The sequence below is a fragment of the Phenylobacterium sp. genome (genome assembly GCF_036495085.1).
Lineage (GTDB): Bacteria > Pseudomonadota > Alphaproteobacteria > Caulobacterales > Caulobacteraceae > Phenylobacterium.
In genome coordinates, this window is sequence record NZ_DASXNL010000174.1 from 1 (window position 1) to 20400 (window position 20400).

Annotated in this window: 21 protein-coding genes; 13 read left to right on the top strand and 8 right to left on the bottom strand. The window is 66.8% G+C overall.

The genetic code is table 11. The features are described 5' to 3' along the window. The 3 genes from VGI62_RS19295 to secG form a co-directional block, all read right to left on the bottom strand. A partial coding sequence (locus VGI62_RS19295; RefSeq protein ID WP_331506190.1) for an MmcQ/YjbR family DNA-binding protein occupies positions 1-347 on the bottom strand: 347 nt, incomplete at its 3' end. Positions 348-373: 26 nt separating this feature from the next. After that, positions 374-2014, bottom strand: coding sequence for a CTP synthase (locus VGI62_RS19300; protein WP_331506191.1), 1641 nt, complete (start codon positions 2012-2014; stop codon positions 374-376). A 77-nt stretch (positions 2015-2091) separates the two neighbouring features. Further along, the gene (secG, locus tag VGI62_RS19305) at positions 2092-2547 is read right to left on the bottom strand and encodes a preprotein translocase subunit SecG (protein WP_331506193.1); all 456 of its coding nucleotides are present in this window, start codon (positions 2545-2547) and stop codon (positions 2092-2094) included. A gap of 136 nt (positions 2548-2683) precedes the next feature. Between secG and VGI62_RS19310 the strand changes: the two genes are divergently transcribed. The 3 genes from VGI62_RS19310 to VGI62_RS19320 all read left to right on the top strand — a co-directional run bounded on the left by VGI62_RS19310 (position 2684) and on the right by VGI62_RS19320 (position 5290). Further along, positions 2684-3223: a GNAT family protein gene (locus tag VGI62_RS19310; RefSeq protein ID WP_331506194.1), complete on the top strand. Its 540-nt coding sequence runs from the start codon at positions 2684-2686 to the stop codon at positions 3221-3223. A gap of 47 nt (positions 3224-3270) precedes the next feature. Further along, positions 3271-3684, top strand: a complete 414-nt coding sequence (locus VGI62_RS19315) for a VOC family protein (RefSeq protein ID WP_331506195.1) — start codon at positions 3271-3273, stop codon at positions 3682-3684. A gap of 154 nt (positions 3685-3838) precedes the next feature. Beyond that, positions 3839-5290, top strand: a complete 1452-nt coding sequence (locus VGI62_RS19320; protein ID WP_331506197.1) for a serine hydrolase domain-containing protein — start codon at positions 3839-3841, stop codon at positions 5288-5290. Between the two features lie 36 nt (positions 5291-5326). Here the strand turns inward: VGI62_RS19320 and VGI62_RS19325 are convergent, their stop codons facing one another. Both VGI62_RS19325 and tpiA read right to left on the bottom strand, forming a co-directional pair. Continuing rightward, the gene (locus VGI62_RS19325; protein WP_331506199.1) at positions 5327-6052 is read right to left on the bottom strand and encodes an SDR family oxidoreductase; all 726 of its coding nucleotides are present in this window, start codon (positions 6050-6052) and stop codon (positions 5327-5329) included. 184 nt (positions 6053-6236) lie between these two features. Continuing rightward, positions 6237-6980, bottom strand: coding sequence for a triose-phosphate isomerase (gene tpiA / locus VGI62_RS19330; RefSeq protein WP_331506200.1), 744 nt, complete (start codon positions 6978-6980; stop codon positions 6237-6239). A 135-nt stretch (positions 6981-7115) separates the two neighbouring features. Here tpiA and VGI62_RS19335 point away from each other — a divergent pair, with 135 nt between their 5' ends. Next, positions 7116-9056: a peptidylprolyl isomerase gene (locus VGI62_RS19335; RefSeq protein WP_331506201.1), complete on the top strand. Its 1941-nt coding sequence runs from the start codon at positions 7116-7118 to the stop codon at positions 9054-9056. Beyond that, positions 9053-10585 carry an anthranilate synthase component I gene (gene trpE / locus VGI62_RS19340; RefSeq protein WP_331506202.1) on the top strand — a complete coding sequence of 511 codons (1533 nt, stop codon included), beginning with the start codon at positions 9053-9055 and terminating at the stop codon, positions 10583-10585. The genes VGI62_RS19335 and trpE overlap by 4 nt, the downstream gene beginning before the upstream one ends. A 33-nt stretch (positions 10586-10618) precedes the next feature. Here the strand turns inward: trpE and VGI62_RS19345 are convergent, their stop codons facing one another. Both VGI62_RS19345 and VGI62_RS19350 read right to left on the bottom strand, forming a co-directional pair. Beyond that, complete coding sequence (locus VGI62_RS19345) at positions 10619-12385, bottom strand: N-acyl-D-amino-acid deacylase family protein (RefSeq protein WP_331506203.1); 1767 nt, start codon at positions 12383-12385, stop codon at positions 10619-10621. A gap of 121 nt (positions 12386-12506) precedes the next feature. Next, the gene (locus VGI62_RS19350) at positions 12507-12713 is read right to left on the bottom strand and encodes a hypothetical protein (RefSeq protein ID WP_331506204.1); all 207 of its coding nucleotides are present in this window, start codon (positions 12711-12713) and stop codon (positions 12507-12509) included. A 138-nt stretch (positions 12714-12851) separates the two neighbouring features. On the opposite strand from VGI62_RS19350, the gene VGI62_RS19355 reads away from it, so the two are divergent. From VGI62_RS19355 to VGI62_RS19385, 7 genes are all read left to right on the top strand, one after another. Then, on the top strand, positions 12852-14003 hold the full coding sequence (locus VGI62_RS19355; protein ID WP_331506205.1) for a patatin-like phospholipase family protein: 1152 nt from the start codon (positions 12852-12854) through the stop codon (positions 14001-14003). Continuing rightward, positions 14000-14785: a 3-hydroxybutyrate dehydrogenase gene (locus tag VGI62_RS19360; RefSeq protein WP_331506206.1), complete on the top strand. Its 786-nt coding sequence runs from the start codon at positions 14000-14002 to the stop codon at positions 14783-14785. Before VGI62_RS19355 ends, VGI62_RS19360 begins: the two co-directional genes overlap by 4 nt. A gap of 31 nt (positions 14786-14816) precedes the next feature. Continuing rightward, positions 14817-15407 (top strand): aminodeoxychorismate/anthranilate synthase component II, encoded by a 591-nt coding sequence (locus VGI62_RS19365; RefSeq protein ID WP_331506207.1) that lies wholly within the window; start codon positions 14817-14819, stop codon positions 15405-15407. 9 nt (positions 15408-15416) lie between these two features. Beyond that, positions 15417-16424: an anthranilate phosphoribosyltransferase gene (gene trpD, locus VGI62_RS19370; RefSeq protein WP_331506208.1), complete on the top strand. Its 1008-nt coding sequence runs from the start codon at positions 15417-15419 to the stop codon at positions 16422-16424. Further along, positions 16421-17212 (top strand): indole-3-glycerol phosphate synthase TrpC, encoded by a 792-nt coding sequence (gene trpC / locus VGI62_RS19375; protein ID WP_331506209.1) that lies wholly within the window; start codon positions 16421-16423, stop codon positions 17210-17212. Before trpD ends, trpC begins: the two co-directional genes overlap by 4 nt. Before the next feature lie 159 nt (positions 17213-17371). Beyond that, entirely contained in the window at positions 17372-18061 is a 690-nt protein-coding gene (lexA, locus tag VGI62_RS19380; protein ID WP_331506210.1) for a transcriptional repressor LexA, read from the top strand. A 127-nt stretch (positions 18062-18188) separates the two neighbouring features. Further along, positions 18189-18494, top strand: a complete 306-nt coding sequence (locus tag VGI62_RS19385) for a hypothetical protein (RefSeq protein ID WP_331506211.1) — start codon at positions 18189-18191, stop codon at positions 18492-18494. Positions 18495-18557: 63 nt separating this feature from the next. Here VGI62_RS19385 and VGI62_RS19390 read toward each other — a convergent pair whose 3' ends face one another. Further along, entirely contained in the window at positions 18558-18839 is a 282-nt protein-coding gene (locus VGI62_RS19390) for a hypothetical protein (protein ID WP_331506212.1), read from the bottom strand. A 101-nt stretch (positions 18840-18940) separates the two neighbouring features. Between VGI62_RS19390 and gltX the strand changes: the two genes are divergently transcribed. Further along, positions 18941-20347, top strand: coding sequence for a glutamate--tRNA ligase (gene gltX / locus VGI62_RS19395; RefSeq protein ID WP_331506213.1), 1407 nt, complete (start codon positions 18941-18943; stop codon positions 20345-20347). The last annotated feature ends 53 nt before the right edge of the window (positions 20348-20400 follow it).

The following is a 20400-nucleotide window of genomic DNA, read 5'->3' on the forward strand; positions in this document are numbered from 1 at the left end:
CGCCGGGGCGCGACATTCACCCAGGCAAGGCGCAGCAGGGCCTCCAGCGTCGGCTGGTCCAGGTCCGCCAGCCGCAGGTAGGTCCAACCGTGGCGGCCGTAGGTCTCGGTCGGCTGCACGGCGGTCGGATGAGCGGCCGCCATGTTGAGTTGGTCCTCCCGGTGGAGCTTGACGACGGCAACGTCGTCCCGGCCCAGAGACGTGAAAAGAGCCGGGGCTCCGGTGACCCCCAGTATGGCGAAGATCCGCTTGTTGACGCGAAAGGTCGGCCGACGGCGGTGGACGTCCTCGTAGGCCTCCGGAAGGGCCAACGCGATCCGACGAAGGTCATCGGCGTGGGTCGCCATGACCCATCATCCGTCAGGCCAAGCCGTCAGACCAGACGGCTGCGATTCCGCGCCGCGCCTATGAAACTGGCGAACAGTGGGTGCGGATCGAACGGGCGGCTCTTGAGCTCGGGGTGGAACTGCACGCCGATGAACCAGGGATGGTCGTCGCGCTCGCAGAGCTCGGGAAGGACCCCGTCGGGCGAGAGGCCGGTGAACTTCATTCCGGTCTGCTCGATCGCCTCGCGATAGCCGATATTGACCTCGTAGCGGTGGCGGTGGCGCTCGAAGATGACCGCGGTCCCGTAGATGTCAGCCACCTGGCTGCCGGGTGTCAGCACCGCCTCGTAGGCCCCGCAGCGCATGGTGCCGCCGAGTTCGCCGCCTTCGCTGCGGACTTCCTTCTCGTTGCCGCGAACCCACTCGGTCATCAGGCCGACGATTGGCTCCGACGTCGGGCCGAATTCCGACGACGAGGCCTGGTGGATGCCGGCCAGGTTCCGGGCCGCCTCGATCATCGCCATCTGCATGCCGAAGCAGATACCGAAGTAGGGAATTGCGTGCTCGCGGGCAAAGCGCACAGCGCGGATCATGCCCTCCGAGCCGCGTTCTCCGAAGGCGCCGGGCACCAGGACGCCATGGACGCCGGTCAGCCGCTCGCCGATCATCTGCTCGTCGCGCTCGAAGGCTTCGCCCTCGATCCAGTCGAACTTGACGCGGACGTTATTGGCGACGCCGCCGTGGCTGAGGGCCTCAATCAGGGATTTGTAGGCGTCCGTGAGTGCTGTGTATTTGCCGACAATGGCGATGTTCACCTCGCCGTCGGGATGGGCCAGCGTGTGGGAAATCGCCTTCCACCGCGACAGATCCGGTGGCGGGGCGGCATCCTTCATCCCAAAGACGTCCAGCACTTCGGAGTCGAGCCCCTGCTCGTGGTAGTCGAGCGGCACGGCATAGATGTTGGCGCTATCCATCGCCTGGATGACGGCGCTCGGGCGGACATTGCAGAACAGGCCGAGCTTTTTCCGTTCGCCCTCGGGGATGGGAATCTCGCAGCGGCAGAGGAGGATGTCCGGCTGGATGCCGATGGAACGAAGTTCCTTGACCGAGTGCTGGGTTGGCTTGGTTTTCATCTCCCCGGCGGTCTTGATGAAGGGCAGCAGAGTCAGGTGGATGAAGCAGGCATGGCCCCTGGGGAGCTCCTGGCCCAGCTGGCGGATCGCTTCGAAGAACGGCAGGCCCTCGATGTCGCCAACCGTGCCCCCGACCTCGACCAGTACGAAGTCGACCCCCTCGCCCGGATCGGCCAGGACGAAGTCTTTGATCTCGCCCGTGACGTGGGGGATCACCTGGACGGTCGCGCCCAGATAGTCACCGCGCCGCTCCTTCTCGATGATCGTCTTGTAGATCTGGCCGGTGGTGATGTTGTCGTTCTTGGTGGCGTTGACACCGGTGAACCGCTCGTAGTGGCCAAGGTCGAGGTCAGTCTCAGCGCCGTCGTCGGTGACGAAGACCTCACCGTGCTGGTAGGGGCTCATGGTCCCCGGATCGACGTTCAGATAGGGGTCGAGCTTGCGCAGGCGGACCTTGTAGCCTCGCGCCTGCAGGAGCGCACCGAGAGCGGCGGACGCGAGACCCTTACCAAGTGAGGAGACCACGCCGCCGGTGATGAAGATGTACCGGGCCATGGGCGTTCAGATTACCCGTGATTCGCCGCCGCGGCCCCTGCCCCGGTTCGATTCGTCGCCACTTCTTTTCATCACGGCTATTTTTTGGCGGGCGCTGCGGGCGCGGGAGCGGGTGGGGATTGTTCCTGGGCGTCGCCTAGGAACGGATTGCGGACCGTCGGTGTCGGCGCACGCAGCGGCGCCGGCGCCGCCTGCGGATTGGCGGGCTGCGCCGTTCCGGCCGGCGGTTGGCCGGGCTTGGGCTGCTGCAGGGCGTTGGGATCGATGGAATCGATCTTCAGCCGGTCGACAACGGACGAGGCTCCCTTCTCGCGACCGGCCAGGATGGTCAGCAGCAGGCTGATGATGAAAAAGGCCGAGCCGAGGATCCAGGTGGTCCGGGTCAGGAGGTCGCCCGCGCCGCGAACCGACATCATGCCCGACGGGCTGCCGCCACCGACGAAGCCGCCGCCCTCCGAGCGCTGCAACAGCACGACCCCGATGAGGATCAGGCTGACGACGATTTGGGCGGCGAGCAGGATGCCAATCAGCATGGGTCGTTAGATCCAGTATGTTCGAGCGGCCACACATTCGCCGAAACGAAAGCCAGGGCGCCGAAATGAAGCGGGGGCTCTATCACCGCACACGCCCCAAGACCATAGCTAGGGCGTCGCAGTTGGCAGACAAGTCATGAGTCTCGACATCGTCCTCCACCCGATCCTGGAAACCGAGCGACTGCGTTTGACCCCGCTGGTCGAGGCCGATGCGCAGGACATCTTCCCGCTGATGCGCGACGCCGAGGTCATGGCGTTCTGGGACGTGCCGGAAATCGACGACCCCGACCTCATCGCCAACATCGTGGCGGGGCAGGTCGAGGAGATGGCCCAGGGGAAGGCGATCTACTGGGCCTTGCGCATCATGCCGGACGATCGGTTCGCCGGGACGTGCGACATCTCCGAGGTCGATCGGCGACACAAGCGCGCCGAGGTGGGCTTCATGCTGGGTCGCGACGCCTGGGGCCAGGGCTTTGCGCTGGAGGCGATGCAATCGATCGTGGCCTATGCGGCCACCCTGGGCCTGCGCCGGCTTGTCGCCCGGACCCACCTGGGGAACCGTCGCTCCGACAAGCTCTTGGAAAAACTGGGTTTCGAAGAGGAAGGCTTGCTTCGCGGGCATGTCCTGCGCGACGGGGAACGGCGCGACTGCCGGCTCTTCGGGCTTCTGCTCTGAGCGCGCAGAGCCTATCTGCTCCCTAAGAGCGAGAGGAAGGCGCGCGCATGGCCAGTCCGATCCGCATCGACGGCTTCGACCACATCGTCCTTCGCGTGCGCGACAAGGCTGCCATGCTGGCCTTCTATGAAGACGTATTGGGGCTGGCGGTGGATCGCGACCGGCCGGAGCTCGGCCTTACCCACGTTCGCGCGGGCCGGCAGATGATCGATCTCGTCACCCTGGATGGCCCGCTGGGAAAGCTGGGCGGCGCACCACCCGGGCCTGAGGGGCGTAACCTCGACCACTTCGCCCTGCAGGTCCGCCCCTTCGACGAAATCGCCATCCGCGCACATCTCGCGGCGCACGGCGTGGCCGTGGTCGAGGAAGGCCGGCGCTACGGCGCCGACGGCACGGGGTTTTCGCTCTATGTCCGCGACCCGGAAGGCAACACCGTGGAATTGAAGGGCCCCGCAGACTGAAGGGCGACGGGTCACCGCAAAATTCCCACTGGTCTGCGCCCGGCGCCGTTGCGCAGCGCCGGGAGTGACTCATCCGTAAGATGACCTTGCGGCCAGGGCGGAATAGCTTGGGTGTGCGGCGGCGTTTCGCGCCGCTCCGCGCCCGGGGGTGGCCATGCGATACGGCAGTGCAGCGCTCGTCCTGACGCTGCTTTTCCCGACGTTGTTGGCGAATCCAGCCCTGGCCGCGGCTGCGCCATCCCCGCAGAGCCGTATCGCTCGTATCGAAGCGCACCTGCTGCCCACCGTCCAGGTGCGCGGCCGCCCGCTCGTCACTCACACGATCGAACAGGAGATGACGGCGCATCACACGCCGTCGATCAGCATCGCCGTCGTGGACCATGGCAAGGTGATATGGGCCCGTGCCTACGGCCTGGCCGACGTCGCCGCGCAACGCCCGGCGACGCCCCGAACGCTCTACCAGGCCGGCTCCGTCAGCAAGCCGGTGGCCGCGAGCGGGGCGATGAAACTTGTCCAGGAAGGTCGCCTGGCCCTCGATGAACCCGCCAACAGCCGGCTGACCAGCTGGCAGATCCCGGAGAACGGGTTCACGAAGAATCACCCGGTCACCCTGCGGCGCCTGCTGACCCACACCGGTGGCCTGACGGTGCACGGCTTCCCGGGCTATGCGGCGGGCGCGCCCGTGCCAAGCGTCGTTCAGGTGCTTGAGGGCAAGCCGCCAGCCAACACCGCCGCCGTGGTCGTCGAGCGACAACCCGGCACGCTCTGGAACTATTCGGGCGGGGGGATCACGATCGCCCAACTCATGATGACGGACGCGGTCCATCAACCCTTTCCCGAGATCCTACGCCAGCGTGTGTTCGCGCCGCTCGGCATGAGCGACAGCACCTACCAGCAGCCGCTCCCGGCGGAGCGACAACCGCTCGCCGCGACCGGATATTTGCGAAGCGGAGCGCCCATCGAGGGACGGTTCCACACCTATCCCGAAATGGCCGCCGCCGGCTTGTGGTCGACACCGACCGACCTGGCGAAGTGGGCGATCGCCCTGGAGCAGGCCTATGACGGCTCATCGAGCCGGCTGATGTCGAAGGCGAGCGCCAGGGCCATGCTGACTCCGGGCCTCGGCCATTGGGGGCTTGGCGTAGAGGTTGGGGGATCCGGCCGCGATTTTCATTTCGGGCACAACGGAGACGACGCGGGCTTCAAGGCGAACCTGATGGCCTGGCCGGACGGCGGGCGAGCCGTCGTCGCCATGGCCAACGGCGACGACGGCATGGTGGTGGTGCTCGAGCTCATGCAGGCCGTGGCGCGCGAATACGGCTGGAAGGGCCTGGAGCCGCAGGAAATCCAATCCGTGGCGCTCAGCGAGGCGCAGACCAAGGAGGTCGCGGGCAGCTATGGCCAGGGCCTGGTGGTGGTTTCCGCTGACGGCTCGGCGTTGCACCTGGCCTATGGCGGCGCAGGCGTCGAACTGCTGCCGCTCGGCGGCGACCGGTTCCTCGCCGATCCGGGGAGTAGCAATATCACGGTGAAGGTCGGCCGCGGGCCCGACGGTAAGGTCCAGAACCTGTCCGCCCAGGGCATGACGCTTCCCCGCGATCCCTAGGGCGCGCTGTCCCCCTCCCGGTGGGAGAACAGGCGGTCAGGCAAGCATGCCGCCGCCATCCACGATGATGACCTGGCCGGTCGTGTAGCCGGCGCGCATCAGGTAGAGGTAGGCCTGTGCGACCTCGGCCGGATCGGCGGGCCTGGCAAGCGGCAGGCGCCCCGTCATCTGGCTGACGAGCTCCGCCGGCCATTGGGCGATGCGCTCCGTGCGGACGAGGCCCGGGCAGACCGTGTTGACCCGGATGGGTGCGAGGTCCATCGCCAGCCCCGCGACCAAATGTTCGACCGCGCCACCGAACGCCGTCGCCAGGGGGAGGCCCTTGCGTGGGCGGTGGGCCAGGAGCCCATCGGTCAGCGTAATCGAACCGTCCGCCGCGATATGCGGCTGCGCATGCTTGATGGCCAGGAGCGCGCCCCAGAACCGGACCTTCAGCCCCTTGCTCGCCGCGGCGATATCCATCTGTGCAAGCGGGCTTGGGGCCATGCCCGGACCCCAGTCGCCCGCGGTATACACGAGGTGATCGAAGGCCCCGATCGCTGCGAAAAAGGCGGCGACGCTCGCTTCGTCCTGGACGTCCACCGCCTCCCCTGACGCCGCCTGACCCAGCCGCTGCACCGCGGCCCCGACGTTGTCGGCGCTGCTCGAGCCGATCACCACGCGCGCGCCCTCGGCCACAGCGCACTCAGCGACGGCGTAGCCGATCCCCGAGCTGCCGCCGATGATCACGATACGCCGGTCGCGCAGCGTCGGAACGGGCATGGGTCAGTCCTCGCTAAAGGCCAGTGTCCCAATCTCCTACAGCGCACACAGAATGCCCAGGAAGTCTTCGGTCGATTCCGACGCGCCGCACGGATCCGTGATCCAAGGGCTTGGTTTCCACCTCGGTCCTCAGTGAGCAGGCCGTTGGGAAACGACGCGCGCGCCCGATTTTCCAGGTCCCCGTTTAGAGGGCGCGAATGATGCCCAGAAAGTCCTCGGCCTCCAGTGACGCGCCGCCGACGAGGGCTCCGCCGACTTCGGCAGCATGCAGTATCTGCGCGGCGTTGGCGGGCTTCACCGAGCCGCCGTAGAGGATCGGGGGACTGTCACCTTCGGCGCCGAACAGCTCGCGCAGCGTGGCGCGGATAGCGGTGTGCATCTCCTCGATCTCGGAGATGGTGGGTGTCAGACCCGTGCCGATCGCCCAGACCGGCTCGTAGGCGACCGACCAGGCCTTTCCGGCGAGCTCGGAGGGCAGAGACCCCCTCACCTGCCCGGTCACCACGGCAAGGGCGTTGCCCGCCTTGCGTTGTTCCAGGGTCTCGCCCACACAGACGATCGGCTCGAGTCCGGCGCGCAGCGCAGCCGCCACCTTGTGCGACACCAGCTCGTCGGTCTCGCCATAACCCGCGCGGCGTTCGGAGTGTCCGAGGATGACGAGCCTGGCCCCCGCGTCGGCCAGCATCTCCGCTGAAATGTCGCCGGTGAAGGCGCCAGTCTCGTCGCAGTGGCAGTCCTGGGCCCCGACGATCACCGCCGTGCCCGCCAGGGCCCGGCTCATGCGCTCGATCAGTGTGGCGGGCGGACAAATCGCCACACGCACCTCCTTGCCGCCGAGTTGAGCGGCAACGCTGCGAGCCTCATCAATCGAGGCCGCATCGCCGTTCATTTTCCAGTTTCCGGCGATAAGTGGGGTGGGAGCGGTCATCTGGCCTCACGGAAGTCGCGCCAATTCGTAGGTGGGCGGCGGTTAAGCCAAGCTGGCATGGATGTCACGCGCTTGCGGGGCGGGAGCGGCCTCCACTATACCGACGCCCACGTCTGCTCCCCGGAAAGGGAATTCATGCTCGCCGCCATTCGCGCTTTCGCGAAGTCGCCCTACGCCGCCGTCCTGATCGGCCTGCTCATCATCAGCTTCGCGGTGTTCGGAGCCAGGGACATGTTTCGGGCGAAGGTCAGCACGGACGTGATCACCGCCGGGTCCCGTTCGGTGAGCCCTGCCGACTACAAGCGCGAATTCGACGGCTTCAAGGCCCAGGTCGAGCGGCAGGTCGGTCAGCCGATCACGCCCGAGATCGCCGCGGCCAACGGCCTGGACCGCCAGGTGCTGGAGGGGGTCGCGACGCGCGAAGCCTTCTCCGCCCTGCTGACGAAGATCGGTCTGCGCCCTTCGGACAAGCTGATCGCCGGCGAGATCCAGAAGATCCCCGCATTCTTCGACCAGGTGACCGGGCGCTTCGACAAACAATCGTATCTGCGGAAGCTGGCCGACAACGGCATGACCGCCGCGACCTTCGATTCGCGCATGCGCGACGAACTCACTGAACAACAGGCGGCCAGCGGTTTGGTCGCCGGCCTGAAGGCGCCGCGGGCCTACACAGCGCTCGCCGCGATCTACGGGATGGAAAGCCGCGACATGGGCTTCTTCGGAATCGAGCCCTCGAGCGTTCCGCAGCCGGCCAAGCCGACCGACGCGCAGCTGACCCAGTTTATGAAGGAAAACGCCGCGGCCCTGACCCGGCCGGAGTTCCGCGTGCTGACCGTGGCGCGGTTCTCGCCGTCGATGGTGGCGGGCAACATCCCCATCGACGAGGCCGAGCTGAAGAAGCGTTTCGAATTCCGCAAGGACACGCTGTCGTCGCCGGAGACCCGCACGGTCATCCAGATCCCGGTGAGCAATCCGGCCGCCGTGACCCAGATCACCGAGGGCCTGTCCAAGGGTCTGGATCCGGCCGCTGTCGCCAAGGCCGCCGGCGTCGAGGCGATCACCTACGACAACAAGCCGAAGACCGCGATTCCCGACCCGAAGGTCGCCGCCGCCGCCTTCCAGACCCCTGCTGGACAGGTCGTGCTGGTGAAAGGCGACCTGGGAAGCGCCGTCGTAAAGGTGGTGTCGGTGACCCCGGGCCGCGCCGTGACCCTGGAAGAGGTCCGCCCGGCGCTGGAGGCGGAACTGCGCAAGGACGCGGCCACCGAGAAGGTCTACGCCCTGACCCAGGCCTACGACGACGCCCACCAGGCCGGCGCAAACCTTGCGGCGGCCGCCCAGAAGGCCGGCGTGCCCGTGATGAGCATCGGTCCGCTCGCCCAAAACGGCCACGACATTACCGGCCAGCCGGTGCAGGGCCTGACGCAAAAGCTCATGGGGACGGCCTGGTCGCTGCCAGCGGGGGGCGAGAGCGAGGTCGAGGACGCCGGCGGCGGTGAATTTTTCGCCGTGCGGGTCGAAAAGATCATTCCGCCTGCCATGCCGGCGCTGGCCGAGGTGCGGGAAAAACTCGCCCAGGTCTGGATGCAGCGCGAGTTGGTCAAGGCCATGCAAGATCGCGCTGAGGCCTTTGCCGCGCGGATCAGGAAGGGCGAGAGCCTGGAGGCGGTGGCCAAGGCCGCCGGGGGCACCGTCAGCCGCGTGGCGGGGATTGATCGCCGCAGCGCCGGGCAGAACCCGATGCTGTCGCAGGACATGCTCGGAAAGCTCTTCACCTCCCGTCCGGGCGATGTGTTCACCGCCCAGAACAGCCACTTCGGATTCGTGGTGGGCAAGCTGGAGGCGATCCACTCCGGCGATGTTCAGGCGATCGCGCGGATGGCCGAGGACCTTCGCCCGCAGATGACCCAGGCCTTCTACCGCGAGCTCGGAGAAAGCGCCCACGTCTCGGCGCGCCAGAAGATCAAGGTCACGATCGACACCAATCGCGCCCGCGAGGCCATCGGCCTGGAACCGATCGATCCCAAGGCTGCCGCGGCGAAGCGTGAGGCGGCCAAGCCCGGCCTGGCGAAATGACCGTCGAGCCCGCGTATCCCGCTTTCGAGCAGGCATACCGGGCCGGCAACCCGCAGCTCGTCTGGACGCGCCTGATCGACGATCTCGAGACGCCGGTCTCCGCCTACCTGAAGATCGGCCACGGCCGGCCGTTTGCCTTCCTGTTCGAGAGCGTCGAAGGCGGCGCCTTCCGCGCGCGCTATTCGATCATCACCCTAAAACCGGACCTCGTATGGCGGTGCCGCGGGGAAAAGGCGGAAATCGCCGAAGGCGAGGACATCGCCCAGGGCCGGTTCTCCGCGCAGGAAGGCGGCGCCCTAGACAGCCTGCGCGACCTGGTCGCCGCCTCGCGGATCGAGCTGCCGGCAGGCCTGCCGCCACCGTCGGCCGGACTGTTCGGGGTGATGGGCTATGACATGATCCGGCTCGCCGAGCGCCTTCCGGACGTGAATCCCGACCCGTTGGACCTTCCGGACGGAGTGATGACCCGGCCCTCGATCGTGGCGATCTTCGACGCCATCGCCCAGGAGATCATCCTAGTGACGCCGGCGCGGCCGAACGGCGCGGCGCCGGCCGAGGCCTATGCCGCGGCGCAGGCCCGCCTGCGCGCAGTGATGGACGACCTGAGACGCCCGACCCCGTCTCTGGTCGGCGACGGCGAGCCCGGGCCCGACGCCTTCACCTCGCCGGTCAGCCGCGAGCGCTACTGCGAGATCGTTGAGAAGGCGAAGGACTACATCCGCGCCGGCGACGTCTTCCAGGTGGTGCCGAGTCACCGCTTCCGGAGCCCGTTCCCCCGCGACCCGTTCGCGCTCTACCGCTCGCTGCGGCGGATGAACCCCTCGCCGTTCCTGTTCTATCTGAACTTCGGCGATTTCCAGTTGGCGGGCTCCTCGCCGGAGATCCTGGTGCGCCTGCGTGACGGCAAGATCACCATCCGCCCTATCGCGGGCACCCGGCCTAGAGGTGCAACGCCGAACGAGGATCTTGCGCTCGAGCAGGAACTGATCGCCGACCCCAAGGAGCGCGCCGAGCATCTGATGCTGCTCGACCTCGGGCGCAACGATGTCGGCAGGGTGGCGATGCTGAAGCAGCGCGGCGCAAATGAGCCGCCACAGACCCGTCAGTCGCCGCGCGTGCGCGTCACGGCCAGTTTTTTCGTCGAGCGCTACAGCCACGTCATGCACCTTGTGTCGAATGTCGAAGGCGACGCGCCGGAGGGGCTAGATCCGGTGGACGTCGTGATGGCCGCCCTGCCCGCCGGCACGCTTTCAGGAGCGCCGAAGGTGCGGGCGATGGAAATAATCGACGAGTTGGAGATCGAAAAACGCGGCGTGGGCTACGCCGGGGCCGCCGGCTATTTCGGCGCCGACGGATCGGTCGACACCTGCATTATCCTGCGCACGGCGCTCTTTAAGGACGGCGTCATGTACGTTCAGGCCGGCGGCGGTGTTGTGGCCGACAGCGACCCCAATGCCGAGTACGACGAGACCCTGCACAAGGCCCGCGCCCTTCGCCGCGCGGCAGAGGAAAGCTGGCGGTTCGTCTAAAGGAGCTGCGCGAAGCCGACCCTTCGGCCTCGGCTACTCCGCCGCCATCGGCAGGATGACCGCCTCGCGTCCGCCGCGCACCAATCGTCCTGGTAGCGCTCCCGTCGACTTACCGTCCTCGAACGTCACCTGGCCGGACTTGATCGTGTAGCGGTAACCATCGGCCCGCTGCACCAGCCGCTTGCCGCCGGCCGGCAGATCATTGACCGCCTCTGGGCGGAACAAGCGCAACCGGTCGAAGTCGATGACGTTCACATCGGCGAGCAGGCCGGGCTTTAGCTGTCCGCGGTCGTTCAAGCCGTAGGCGCGGGCCGTGTCGCTGGAGAGTTTCCTGACGAGGAACTCGAGCGGGAACCTGTCACCCTTCGACCGATCGCGGGCCCAATGGGTCAGGATGAAGGTTGGCATTCCGGCGTCGGCGATAACACCGCAGTGAGCCCCGCCGTCCGAAAGCCCAAACAACACATTGGGATGCTGCATATTCTTGCGGAAGAAATCGAAGTTATAGGTCACGTAGCCGCCCAGCGGTTGGTAGAACAGCTCGCGCCCGCCCTCACGCACCAGCAGGTCGTACATCATTTCCAGTGGCGTCACGCCCGCCGCCTCGGCCAGGCCTGCGACGCTGCCTTCGCGATCCGGCTCATAGTCCGGCTGTTCGCCCAGAGGGAAAATCCGCCATAGCAGGCTGGCGGGACCGAGGGCGGTCGCGAGTGCGGCGTCCGTGGCGCCCTCACCGATGGCGGCGCGGATCAGAGGGCTGTCCTCGGCGAGCAGCGCGGCGCGGACCTCCGGCTTCTTCATCTCCGCGACGCGATCTTCCAGAGGCAGTTGCGCGATCTTCGCCTTGAAGGTCGGGCTGGCGATGAAGACGTGGAAGTTGGACGTCAAGCCATGGAGGATCCCGGTCGGCCGGCCGGCGATCTGCGGACGGATGTCCATCCCATGCCGACGTGACTCCTCGGCGATGTTGTACATCTTGTTGCCTTCATAGGCGCCGGCCGAGGTCGCCACCAAGGTCACCGGCAAGCCGGTTTCCTGGGCGAAGCCCTTCACCCACATCCACTCATCGTCATCGCCGAGGTGGTCGCTGACCATTTCGAAGACGCCGTGCTTCAGCCCCTTCATCGAGAGTCCGAGCGCCAGCATCTCGTCGGAGCCCGCGAAGGTGCCCGGCATATGCACGCCCTTCAGGTCCTTGTGGAGCAGCGTCCGCGAGGTGGAAAAGCCCAATGCGCCGGCCTCAACGCCTTCACGCACCAGGGCCGCCATCTGGGCGATCTCGGCCTCATTGGGCTCGTAGTCGGTGTTACAGCGATCTCCCAACACATAAGCCCTGACCGGGGCGTGCGGCACATGCGTGCCGATGTCGATCGCGCGCGGCTTGGCCTCGAGGGCGTCGAGGTATTGCGGGAAGGTCTCCCACTTCCAGTCGATGCCTTCGTGCAGGGCGATTCCGGGAATGTCCTCGACGCCCTCCATCAGCTCGATAAGGAAGTTGTGGGCGTCGGGGCGAACAGGCGCGAAGCCCACACCGCAATTGCCCATGATCGCTGTTGTCACACCATGCCAGCTCGAAGGCGCCAGCAACGGATCCCAGGTCGCCTGGCCGTCATAGTGGGTGTGGATGTCGACCCAGCCGGGGGTCACGATCTGGCCGCTCGCATCGATCTCGCGGCGCCCTTCGCCCGCGACCTCACCGACTTCAACGATGCGGTCGCCATCGATGGCGACGTCACCCACGAACGGCTCGCCGCCGCTCCCGTCAACGATCGTCCCGCCCCTGATGATCAAGTCGCGCATGGGCTGTCCTCCCGGGACATATTCTCATTCGAAGAAAAGTCTGCGCCGTGCCGCAACGTAAGCGCCAGCGATTTCAGTCCTTTCTGAGCCGCAATCGTAAGAATCGCGGCGGCGCCTCGCGCTAGGAAGCTCCACGTTCTGCCGCGACATGTTCGCTGATGAGCGGCGGGGCCATGATCATGGCGGTGGCGAAGGCGAGCGCCGAAATCGCCAAGAATGCCGCCGCGGCGATCACGGGCCACAGGCGCTCGCGGCGTTTCGTCGGCGCCAGCAGACTGCGAATACGATCGATCTGGCCGGGATCGAGGGCGGAATCAGACGGCGGCATACCGCCAGCATCGCCCCTGGACCAGGGGCGCACAATCCGGCTTGGATGCCCCTTGCGCCCGCCATTGTGCGTCGCAATATCGCGATGACGCGGCGCACATCTGCCGCGAACACTCATTGGACGCGAGAGAGCTTCGCCGTGACCGACGCCGCCGCTCGCCGAGTGCTTGTCCTACAGGGCGGCGGGGCGCTCGGCGCCTATCAAGCCGGGTCCTATGAGGCGCTGGCCGGCGCGGGGCTCGAGCCGGAATGGCTGGCGGGCATTTCCATCGGCGCCATCAACGCTGCGATCATAGCCGGCAATCCACCCGCCATGCGGGTCGAGCGACTGCGCGAATTCTGGACCCAGGTGACCTCGGGCTGGTCGCTCGGCTTGATCAGCCGCTCGAACGAACTTCGTGCGCTGCTAGGCGAGGCCAACATCGGCTGGGCGATGGCCGCCGGGGTGCCCGGGTTCTTCGAGCCGCGGGTGTTGTCGCCGCTGCTTAGGGCGGGCGGCGGTCCGGAGGCGTTGAGCTTTTACGACACCACCCCACTGAAGGCGACGCTGGAGCGGCTGATCGACTTCGACCGGATCAACGCCAAGGAGACCCGCCTGAGCATCGGCGCGGTCAACATCCGCACCGGCAATTTCACCTATTTCGACAATACTCATCAGAAGATCGCCCCAGAGCACATTATGGCCTCGGGCGCCCTGCCGCCGGGCCTGCCGCCGATCGAGATCGACGGGGCCTGGTACTGGGATGGCGGGCTCGTTTCCAACACCCCGCTCGAGTATGTGCTCGACCAGGACGTCAACGACGACCTGATCATTTATCAAGTGGACCTGTTCAACGCGCGCGGGCCAATGCCGCGGACCATCCAGGAAGCGGCCGAACGCGAAAAGGACATCCGCTATTCCAGCCGGACGCGACTGAACACTGACGCCCAGCTTCGCATACACCGCCTGAAGACCGCGCTGAGCGGCCTCCTGAAGTCCCTGCCTGAAGGCATCGGGGACAGTCCGGAAGTCCGATTGCTGAGGGACTTCGCCAAGGAGACGACGGTGGTCGTGGTGCAGTTGATCTATCGGGACCGCGCCTATGAAGGCGCGTTCAAGGATGTGGAGTTCTCGCGCCAGACCATGCTCGACCACTGGGCCAGCGGCGTCACCGACGGCGAGCGCGCCATCGCCCGCCGAAAAAACATTCCTGCAAACCCGCAGCCCGGCGAGGCGGTGAGCATCGACCCGGGCCTCGACTGGCCGGCCGACAAGAGTTCCGCAACTTTGCCGAAGGACGCCTCAAGATGATCCTGAAATCCAAGACCGCGGTCGTGACCGGCTCGACCAGTGGTATCGGGCTGGCTATCGCGCGCGCCATGGCCAAGGAGGGCGCCAACGTCCTGATCAACGGGTTCGGTAAGCCGGAGGACATTGAGAAAGAACGCTCGGCCATCGAGGCCGAGTTCGGGGTCAAGGCGATCCATTCCCCGGCCGACATGACCAAACCCGAGGAGATCGCCGCGATGGTCGCCCTTGCTGAAACGACCTTTGGCTCCGTGGATGTGCTGGTGAACAACGCCGGCATCCAGTTCGTCTCGCCGGTCGAGGCGTTCCCGATCGAAAAATGGGACCAGATCCTGGCCATCAACCTTTCGTCGGCCTTTCACGCGATCCGCGCTGCCGTTCCCGGTATGAAGGCCCGCGGCTGGGGGCGGATCATTTCGACGGCCTCGGCCCACTCGCTGGTCGCTTCGCCATTCAAGTCAGCCTATGTGGCCGCCAAGCACGGCATCGCCGGGCTTACGAAGACCGTGGCGCTCGAGTTGGCGACACATGGCGTGACTGTGAATTGCATCAGCCCGGGCTATGTCTGGACCCCGCTGGTCGAAAACCAGATTCCCGACACCATGAAGGCGCGCGGCATGACTCGCGACCAGGTGATCAACGATGTGCTGCTGGACAGCCAGCCGACCAAGCAGTTCGTGACCGTCGACGAAGTCGCCGCCATCGCCGTCTTCCTTTGCAGTGACGCGGCCAAGCAGGTCACCGGCGCCAATCTGTCGGTGGACGGCGGCTGGACGGCGGAGTAGCCGTTGCCGGAGCTGCAGACATGAGACCCGCATGATCCTGGTGATCGATAACTACGATAGCTTCACCTACAACCTGGTTCACTACCTGAACGAGCTGGGCGCGGAGACGCATGTCGTGCGCAACGATGCGATCTCAGTCAGCGAAGCGCTGGGGATGAAGCCGCAGGGCGTGCTGCTCTCTCCGGGTCCCAAGACGCCCAACGAGGCCGGCATCTGCCTTGCGTTGCTGGAGGCTGCGCCAGCTGACCTGCCGATCTTCGGCGTCTGCCTCGGCCACCAGTCCATCGGCCAGGCCTATGGCGGCGAGGTGGTCCACGCCAAAGCGCTGATGCACGGCAAGACCAGCCAGATCCACCACGACGGCAAAGGCGTGTTCGCCGGCCTGAAGAACCCCTTCACCGCCACCCGCTACCACAGCCTGTCGGTGGAGAGAGAAGTCCTGCCCGCCGACCTTGAGATCACCGCCTGGACCGAGGACGGCGAGATCATGGGCGTGCAGCACAAGAGCCGGCCCGTTCACGGCGTTCAGTTCCACCCGGAATCCATCGCCACCGAGTGCGGCTACGAGCTGCTGGCCAACTTCCTCGAGATCGCCGGCGTCAAGCGGCTGGCGCAAGTCTGACCGCCGCTCATGTCCGACGCATTCAAGCCGCTGCTCAGCCGCCTGGCCGATGGCGCGACCCTTTCCGACGACGCCGCGGGTGAGTTTTTCGCCGCCTGCCTGCGCGGCGAGCCTTCGCCTGCCCAGGTTGGCGCAGCACTGACCGCCATGCGGATGCGGGGCGAGACACTTGGCGAGCTCGTGGCCTGCGCGCGCGCCATGCGCCGGGCCGCCGTGCAGATCGAGCCGCCGTACCCGACAATCGATGTCTGCGGCACCGGCGGCGATGGCCAGCACACCCTCAACATTTCCACCGCTGTGGGTTTCGTCGCGGCGGGTGGCGGCCTGAAGGTCGCCAAACATGGCAATCGCGCGCTCTCATCGAAGTCCGGCGCGGCCGACGTGCTGGGCGAACTTGGCGTCAATATCGCCATGACGGTCGAGCAGCAGCTACGGGCGCTCGACGAAGCAGGAATCTGCTTCATGTTCGCGCCCGCCCACCACGGCGCCATGCGCCACGTCTCGCCGATCCGCGCGGAACTGGGTTTCCGGACCATCTTCAATCTACTGGGGCCCCTGACCAACCCGGCCGGGGCCAAGCGGCAAGTCGTGGGCGTCTTCGCAGAACGTTGGGTGTCGCGGCTTGCCGAGGCGCTGGGCGAACTGGGCGCGGAGCGGGCGTGGGTTGTGCACGGCGCGGGCCTCGACGAGATGACCACGACCGGAGAGACCAGCGTGGCGGAGATGCGCGACGGCCAGGTGCGGCTGTTTACGATCACGCCGGAGGCCGTGGGCTTGCCGCGCGCGGGCCTGGCGGACCTCACCGGAGGGACTCCCAAAGAGAATGCGCAGTCCCTGCGCGAGCTGCTGGACGGCCAGAGGGGGCCCTATCGCGACATCGTGCTGCTGAATGCGGCCGCCGCCTTCCTGGTTAGCGACAAGGCTGAAACCCTGAGGGACGGCGTCGAGATGGCCGCCGCGGTCATCGACGACGGCCGCGCGAAGGACGCGCTCGACAGGCTGGTGGCTCTGCGATGAGCGACATCCTTGAGCACATCGCCGCCTACAAGCGCGAGGATGTCGCCACGCGGAAGGCCGCACGCCCGCTGGCCGAGGTGGAGGCTGCGGCGCGCTCGGCCGGCGCCCCGCGCGGCTTCCGTGCGGCCCTTGATGGCGCCCACGGGCCCGGACGCCTGGCGCTGATCGCCGAAATCAAGAAGGCGTCCCCGTCCCGCGGACTGATCCGGGAGGACTTCGACCCGCCGGCGCTCGCACGGGCCTACGAGCAGGGCGGCGCGGCTTGCCTTTCGGTGCTGACCGATAAGCCCAGCTTCCAGGGCGACGACGCCTACCTGGTCGCGGCTCGCGCGGCGACGAGGCTTCCCTGCATCCGCAAGGAATTCCTCGTCGATCCCTGGCAGGTCGTCGAGAGCCGGGCGCTTGGAGCCGACGCGATCCTGGTGATTCTGGCGATGGTCGACGACGCCCTGGCTGGCGACCTGCTGGCCGCGGCCCGCGCCCACGGCATGGACGTTCTGGTCGAGACACATGATGAGGCCGAGATGGCGCGCGCCGCGGCGCTGGGAGCCGACCTGGTGGGCGTAAACAACCGTAACCTCCGCACCTTCGCCGTCGACCTGGGGGTGACCGAGCGGCTTGCCGCCCAGGCTCCAGCCGGCGCGCTGCTGGTCACCGAGAGCGGTATCTTCTCGGCGGCCGACGCCGCGCGGCTGGAACGCTCCGGCGCCGGCGCGATGCTGGTTGGCGAAAGCCTGATGCGGCAGCCCGATGTCGCTGCGGCGACTCGCGCCTTGCTGGCGATTTGAGTCGCTTGCCGGCGAACACGAAGGCTCCTGTTTCTCGTGAATTTTCAGTGCTGCGGACCGTAACTTGACATTAATCCGGAACACCTAGAGAACATCCACAGCGTTTGCGCTTTGTTCTCTCGCCCTCCTCTTGGGGCGCTCTGCTCGAGGTCCGGTCTCATGCTCACTCGCAAGCAACACGAGCTGCTCATGTTCATTCATGAACGGATCAAGGAGAGCGGTGTCTCGCCGTCGTTCGACGAGATGAAAGAAGCGCTCGACCTGGCGTCCAAGTCCGGCATCCACCGCCTGATCACCGCGCTGGAGGAGCGCGGATTTCTGCGTCGTCTGGCGCATCGGGCGCGCGCCTTGGAAGTGGTGAAGCTGCCGCAGCAGGCGACAATGGCCGCGCCGCCCAAGGGTCGCGCTCCGTTCAAGCCGCAACTGGTCGACGGTGGTCCCGCCGCGCCGCTGGCCGCCAACGACACCCGCGAACTGCCGATCCTGGGGAAGATCGCTGCCGGAACCCCGATCGAAGCGATCCAACAGGAGCGCGATCGCATCCCGGTGCCGGAGAGCATCCTCGGCGCGGGAGAACATTTTGTGCTGGAGATCCAGGGCGATTCGATGATCAACGCCGGCATACTGGACGGCGACTACGTGGTGATCCGGCGCGGGGACACCGCCACCTCGGGCGATATCGTGGTGGCGCTCGTTATGGGCGAGGAAGCCACGCTGAAACGCCTGCGTCGAAAGGGCGCCTCGATCGCCCTGGAAGCGGCGAACCCGGCCTACGAGACGCGGATCTTCGGTCCCGACCAAGTTGCGGTGCAGGGCAAGCTGGTAGGTCTGATCCGCCGCTACCATTAGGTAACGAAATCGTGCAACCTCAGCCATGGTCCCGCGTTTCGCGGGGTTGGGTGCTTGCCGAGTCGACAATCGCCCGAGCAGTCGAAGGCTTCGCGGCCCTGCGAAGTCGATTGGGAGAGAGAACCGAATGCGCATCATCACCCTGGCGGCTGTCGCCGCCCTGAGCCTGACCGCCGCCGCTTGCAACAAGCCGGCGGAAAAAGCCGCTGACGCAGCGAACACCGCCAGCACCGAAGCCGCCGCCGCCGGCGCGGCCGCCACGACCGCGGCCAGCGATGCTGCCAACGCCGCAGCACCGGCCGTCGCCGATACGGCCGCCGCCGCCGGCGACGCGGCGAAGTCCGCGGGCGCCGCGGCGAAGTCGGCCGGCGAACACGCCGAAAAGGCCGCCGGAGCCGCCAAGGACGCCGCTGACGCCGCCGCGAAGAAGTAAGTTCTAACACGAGCCCTGGCCTTCACGGCCGGGGCTCGATTCGCCGGGGCTCTGATCGTCGGTTCAGCCGCCTGGGCGATATTTGAATTCCACCAGGTAAACCCGTTCGCCGGGGCCATGCTTGGCGACCCTGAGAAGATCAACGACGCCAAGGAAGCCCGACCTGCGGGCGAGGTCCGGCGTGATGTCCTGCATCGAAATCTCGCGGATCGAGGTAACCTCGATTGCGCCCTCCCCCAGCCTATAGCGGCCGCCCATCTTGACATGCGGACTTGACCATATCCGCACGCTGCAGGTGATCTCTCCGCGCATGACCGGCTCGCGCAGCCGCTTCGTGAACATCATCGGATCACCCGAGTGTGGTGGTGCTGGGACGGCTACGAACCGGCGTGCTAAGAGGCGCCGCCCAGGCGCGGCGCGCCGCAGCTCCAGGCCCCTCACCTACCATGTCCGACCGCCCAGTCGTCACCCGTATCGCCCCCTCGCCCACCGGCGCCATGCACATTGGCACAGCCAGGACGGCGCTGTTCAACTGGCTATACGCCCGGCACACCGGCGGTAAATTCCTGCTGCGCATCGAAGACACCGACCGCGAACGTTCGACCCAGGCGGCGGTGCAGGTGATCTTTGACGGACTGGCGTGGCTGGGGTTGGAGGCCGACGAGACGCCGGTATTCCAAGCCGCCCGCGCGGACCGCCACAAACTGGCGGCCGACGAGATGCTGGCTCGCGGCTCGGCCTATCGGGACTACATGACGCCGGACGAACTTGAGGTGGAGCGCGCGCTGGCCCGCGCCGAGGGCCGCGTCGTCCGTTCGCCCTGGCGCGACGCCTCGCCGAACGATGCGCCGGACCGGCCCTTCGTGGTGCGGCTGAAGTGTCCGCTCGAGGGCGAGACGCTCATCGACGACCAAGTGAAGGGCCTCGTGCGGTTCCAGAACAGGGACCTCGACGACCTGATCCTGCTGCGCACCGACGGCACGCCGACCTACAATCTGGCCGTCGTCGTCGACGATCACGAGATGGGCGTGACGCATGTGATCCGGGGCGACGACCACCTAAACAACGCCGCGCGCCAGACGCTGATCTATCAAGGCCTGGGCTGGACCCCGCCGGTCTGGGCGCACCTGCCGCTTATCCATGGACCGGACGGAACCAAGCTTTCCAAGCGCCACGGCGCGCAGGCCGTGAGCGAGTTCTCCGATATGGGCTACCTGCCCGAGGCCATGCGCAACTATCTGACCAAGCTCGGCTGGGGTCATGGCGACGACGAGATCTTTAGCGACAGGCAGGCGATCGACTGGTTCGACATCAAAGACGTGGTCAGCGCGCCTGCGCGCCTCGACTGGGCCAAGCTCAATCACCTCAACAACCACTATCTGCGCCTGGCGGACCCGGCGCGCCTAGCCAAGCTCGTGGCCGATGTTCACAAGAGCCGCGACTGGCCGCTGCATGACGACCACATCGCCGTTTTGGAACGGGTCATCCCCCACGTCCGCGATGGCGCCAAGACCACGCTGGAGCTGGCCGATGCCACGGTCTTCGCCCTAAAGCGGCGCCCTCTGGAGCTTCCGGAGAAGGCCCGCGACCTCCTTAGCGAGGAGACCCGTGGTCGGCTTGGCCGCCTGCGCGAAGTCCTCGCGGCCGCTCCAGCCTGGGACGTTTCGGCGCTAGAGGCGCTGAACCGACAATTCGCCGAGAGCGAAGGCGTGGGCTTGGGCAAGATCGGCCCGGCGCTGCGCGCCGCGCTGTCCGGCGGATCGCCCGCCCCGGACCTCGCCGGCGCCCTGGTAGCGCTCGGAAAAGACGAAAGCCTTGGCCGGCTTGACGATGCGCTTTCGCTTGGCGGCTAACGCGTTATAAGCCGGGTCGAACACGCGTTTCACGACACGGCATTTCCCGGAGA

Coding starts and splice junctions, on each gene's coding strand:
- VGI62_RS19315 (WP_331506195.1), top strand. CDS start 3,271: ATGGCCAGTCCGATCCGCATCGACGGCTTCGACCACATCGTCCTTCGC.
- VGI62_RS19325 (WP_331506199.1), bottom strand. CDS start 6,052: ATGCCCGTTCCGACGCTGCGCGACCGGCGTATCGTGATCATCGGCGGC.
- VGI62_RS19350 (WP_331506204.1), bottom strand. CDS start 12,713: ATGCCGCCGTCTGATTCCGCCCTCGATCCCGGCCAGATCGATCGTATT.
- VGI62_RS19365 (WP_331506207.1), top strand. CDS start 14,817: ATGATCCTGGTGATCGATAACTACGATAGCTTCACCTACAACCTGGTT.
- VGI62_RS19300 (WP_331506191.1), bottom strand. CDS start 2,014: ATGGCCCGGTACATCTTCATCACCGGCGGCGTGGTCTCCTCACTTGGT.
- trpD (WP_331506208.1), top strand. CDS start 15,417: ATGTCCGACGCATTCAAGCCGCTGCTCAGCCGCCTGGCCGATGGCGCG.
- VGI62_RS19335 (WP_331506201.1), top strand. CDS start 7,116: ATGCTCGCCGCCATTCGCGCTTTCGCGAAGTCGCCCTACGCCGCCGTC.
- gltX (WP_331506213.1), top strand. CDS start 18,941: ATGTCCGACCGCCCAGTCGTCACCCGTATCGCCCCCTCGCCCACCGGC.
- trpE (WP_331506202.1), top strand. CDS start 9,053: ATGACCGTCGAGCCCGCGTATCCCGCTTTCGAGCAGGCATACCGGGCC.
- VGI62_RS19345 (WP_331506203.1), bottom strand. CDS start 12,385: ATGCGCGACTTGATCATCAGGGGCGGGACGATCGTTGACGGGAGCGGC.
- VGI62_RS19360 (WP_331506206.1), top strand. CDS start 14,000: ATGATCCTGAAATCCAAGACCGCGGTCGTGACCGGCTCGACCAGTGGT.
- tpiA (WP_331506200.1), bottom strand. CDS start 6,980: ATGACCGCTCCCACCCCACTTATCGCCGGAAACTGGAAAATGAACGGC.
- trpC (WP_331506209.1), top strand. CDS start 16,421: ATGAGCGACATCCTTGAGCACATCGCCGCCTACAAGCGCGAGGATGTC.
- VGI62_RS19385 (WP_331506211.1), top strand. CDS start 18,189: ATGCGCATCATCACCCTGGCGGCTGTCGCCGCCCTGAGCCTGACCGCC.
- VGI62_RS19310 (WP_331506194.1), top strand. CDS start 2,684: ATGAGTCTCGACATCGTCCTCCACCCGATCCTGGAAACCGAGCGACTG.
- secG (WP_331506193.1), bottom strand. CDS start 2,547: ATGCTGATTGGCATCCTGCTCGCCGCCCAAATCGTCGTCAGCCTGATC.
- lexA (WP_331506210.1), top strand. CDS start 17,372: ATGCTCACTCGCAAGCAACACGAGCTGCTCATGTTCATTCATGAACGG.
- VGI62_RS19390 (WP_331506212.1), bottom strand. CDS start 18,839: ATGATGTTCACGAAGCGGCTGCGCGAGCCGGTCATGCGCGGAGAGATC.
- VGI62_RS19320 (WP_331506197.1), top strand. CDS start 3,839: ATGCGATACGGCAGTGCAGCGCTCGTCCTGACGCTGCTTTTCCCGACG.